General features: G+C 59.4%; 3 protein-coding genes and 1 pseudogene. 2 read left to right on the top strand and 2 right to left on the bottom strand.

The features are described from left to right. Both AC1DW2_RS43665 and AC1DW2_RS43670 read right to left on the bottom strand, forming a co-directional pair. Window positions 1-288 (bottom strand): annotated as a pseudogene (locus AC1DW2_RS43665) (radical SAM protein); the annotation flags it as partial. A gap of 383 nt (window positions 289-671) precedes the next feature. Beyond that, window positions 672-935 carry a hypothetical protein gene (locus AC1DW2_RS43670; RefSeq protein WP_071915806.1) on the bottom strand — a complete coding sequence of 88 codons (264 nt, stop codon included), beginning with the start codon at window positions 933-935 and terminating at the stop codon, window positions 672-674. 260 nt (window positions 936-1,195) lie between these two features. On the opposite strand from AC1DW2_RS43670, the gene AC1DW2_RS43675 reads away from it, so the two are divergent. Continuing rightward, window positions 1,196-1,462: a hypothetical protein gene (locus tag AC1DW2_RS43675; protein WP_071913258.1), complete on the top strand. Its 267-nt coding sequence runs from the start codon at window positions 1,196-1,198 to the stop codon at window positions 1,460-1,462. 146 nt (window positions 1,463-1,608) lie between these two features. Then, the coding region (locus AC1DW2_RS43680) for an outer membrane protein (protein ID WP_477009196.1) at window positions 1,609-2,312 on the top strand (704 nt) is incomplete at its 3' end.

A 2,312-nucleotide genomic window follows, 5' to 3' on the forward strand; every position in this document is an offset into this window, starting at 1 on the left:
CTGGTTCGACTGGACTCCGACCAGCATCACCATGCCGGAATCCGCGGCCTTGATTGCGCGCGCCAGATCCGCGACACGCACCTTCCAGTTGGTCTCATCGATGGCGTCGATCTCGATGTCGAAATCGGGCCCGAGAACCTGGCGTTCACGACAATCGAGCGCGATGCCGTAAAGGCAGGCCAATGAGTTCGAAGGCAGGCCGCCGCGCCACCATCGAATGACGTAGCCATCGGCGTCGTAATGTGACGGCTTGATCAGAACAAGCCGGAAACTCCTGCTCTTGCTCATAAGCAAGGGGTAGCTCGATGTCGGTCAAAGACCAACTGCTTTCCGCGAGGTCCCTCGCAAAAAACGACGAACTGTGACACGAAAAACATCCTATCCGAGTACCTCGGCTAACCGCACACGGCGCAATCGCATGTTCGGCACAAATTGGGGTGCGCAGTCGCCAGCTAGTCATGCGCCAGACGTCCGTTCTGGGTCACACCCGGAAGAACTCGGCCTGAGCATATCAAGTCTGCTTCACCCCAAGGAGCGGACATCTAGCGGACATGCTGGGTCGACCGCTTGGGGCCAAGAGGCGACATCGCTACTTGAGAAGTGGTGTTGAATGCTACCGCGGGTCACGAGGTTGGTTTATGCACCACGGCTAGTGGCCCGCGGCAAATCCTCTATCGACGCGCTCCGACGCGATTAACGCCGCCATTGGCATTACCGCCCACGTTATGACGGACTGCGGCGCGCGCGACGGGCCGTGGCCGGAGGGCAACGCCAGCCCGGGCAACGCAACCCACCGGATAGTCGACGTACTGGCAATACACGATCGCGCGGGCCGGTGATGGAGCAAGCGTGGCCCCTGCAAGTCCCAGAAGTGCGCTGGCAGCGACTCTTGTAACCGTCACTGACTTGATCGAAAGTCGCATCTTAGCCTTCATGATGGTCCTCCTAAGGGTAGCAGAAGCCGCATTCCTACGGCTTACGATAGCGTGTGCGCGGAGACATGAGCGACCTTGACGTACATCGAGGGTGAACTGGGCTGTGCGTTAACTCCGTCGGACATCCTCCGTGTTCTTGCCTCCCGTCACCTCGTTTTGCTGACAGCACCAACCGCGATCTTGATTCAGATCAACCAGCTTCGTGATACCCGCACCAAAACAAGAGACCGACTGGGCTAGGGCGATTAGTTGGTGCGTGCATGACGCCGACTTGGTATGTCACCTTCGAGGTTCGTAAACGCGGCACGCTGCCGAAGCAGCGGAGCCCTCGGGAAACAAGGACCTTCGCTACGGAAGCAGAGGCCAAGGCATTCGTTCGTGCAAAGCTCGACGAAGGTCTCGTTGTATTTGCGGGCACGATCAATCCGCACGTCCCCAGGCAACTCATTCCGTCGCCCCGCATCCAAGCTTGGCTTGTCGATGAACAATGGAACGCTGAGCCAGATACAGGTCCCGACGCGGAATAAGCACGTTCCGGTGCACACACCGCTCTCGAGTGTTGCCATTTTGTTACGGGCTTAGGGTCTCATCGCTTTTGACTTTGGACGTTCGCAGCACCTCATAAGAGCTCGCGTTCTCTGAACGAAAAGCTCTGAGCAAGGGGATATGGACGATGAAAAGGCTTTCGATGGCTGCGCTCAGTCTCGCAGCGCTGAGCATGACGGCTCCTGCCATGGCCGCCGATATGGCCGTCAAGGCGGCGCCGCCGGCGCCGGTGGTGGCGATCTACAACTGGAGCGGATTCTACATTGGCGCCAACGGAGGCTGGGGGCAGAGCCATGGTTGCGTGGATTTCCTGACGCCCGCCGGGACAGTCGCAGGTGGTTGCGCTGATCGTTCGGGCGGCCTTGTTGGCGGGCAGATCGGGTACCGCTGGCAAACGAACCAGTTTGTGCTCGGCTTGGAGGCGCAGGGTGACTGGGCCGAGATCAAGAACACACGCGTCAGCTTGATCGATCCATTGATCTCAACCACAGGCAAGATTGATGGCATTGGGCTGTTCACGGCTCAACTCGGATGGGCATGGAACGCGTCGCTGTTCTACGTGAAAGGTGGCGCTGCGGTGACGCGCAATCGCTTTGATGTCTTCAACAACCTCACCGGAGTCGGCCTGGCCTCCGCAGGTCACACGCGCTGGGGCGGTGCCCTCGGTGTCGGCTGGGAATACGGTTTCTCGCCGAATTGGTCGCTCGGCATCGAATACGACCATCTCTGGATGGGGCGTGACAACACATCCTTCGCAGGCGTGGTCACGCCAGGGGGCATCACCCTTCTCGGCAACGGGGTCAGTCAGGATGTGGACTTGGTCACACTTCG

The organism is Bradyrhizobium sp. P3_C3 (genome assembly GCF_056402655.1).

What these genes read in the sequence shown, in the direction of transcription:
- AC1DW2_RS43670 (WP_071915806.1), bottom strand. Translation starts at nt 935, where the DNA reads ATGAAGGCTAAGATGCGACTTTCGATCAAGTCAGTGACGGTTACAAGA.
- AC1DW2_RS43675 (WP_071913258.1), top strand. Translation starts at nt 1,196, where the DNA reads ATGACGCCGACTTGGTATGTCACCTTCGAGGTTCGTAAACGCGGCACG.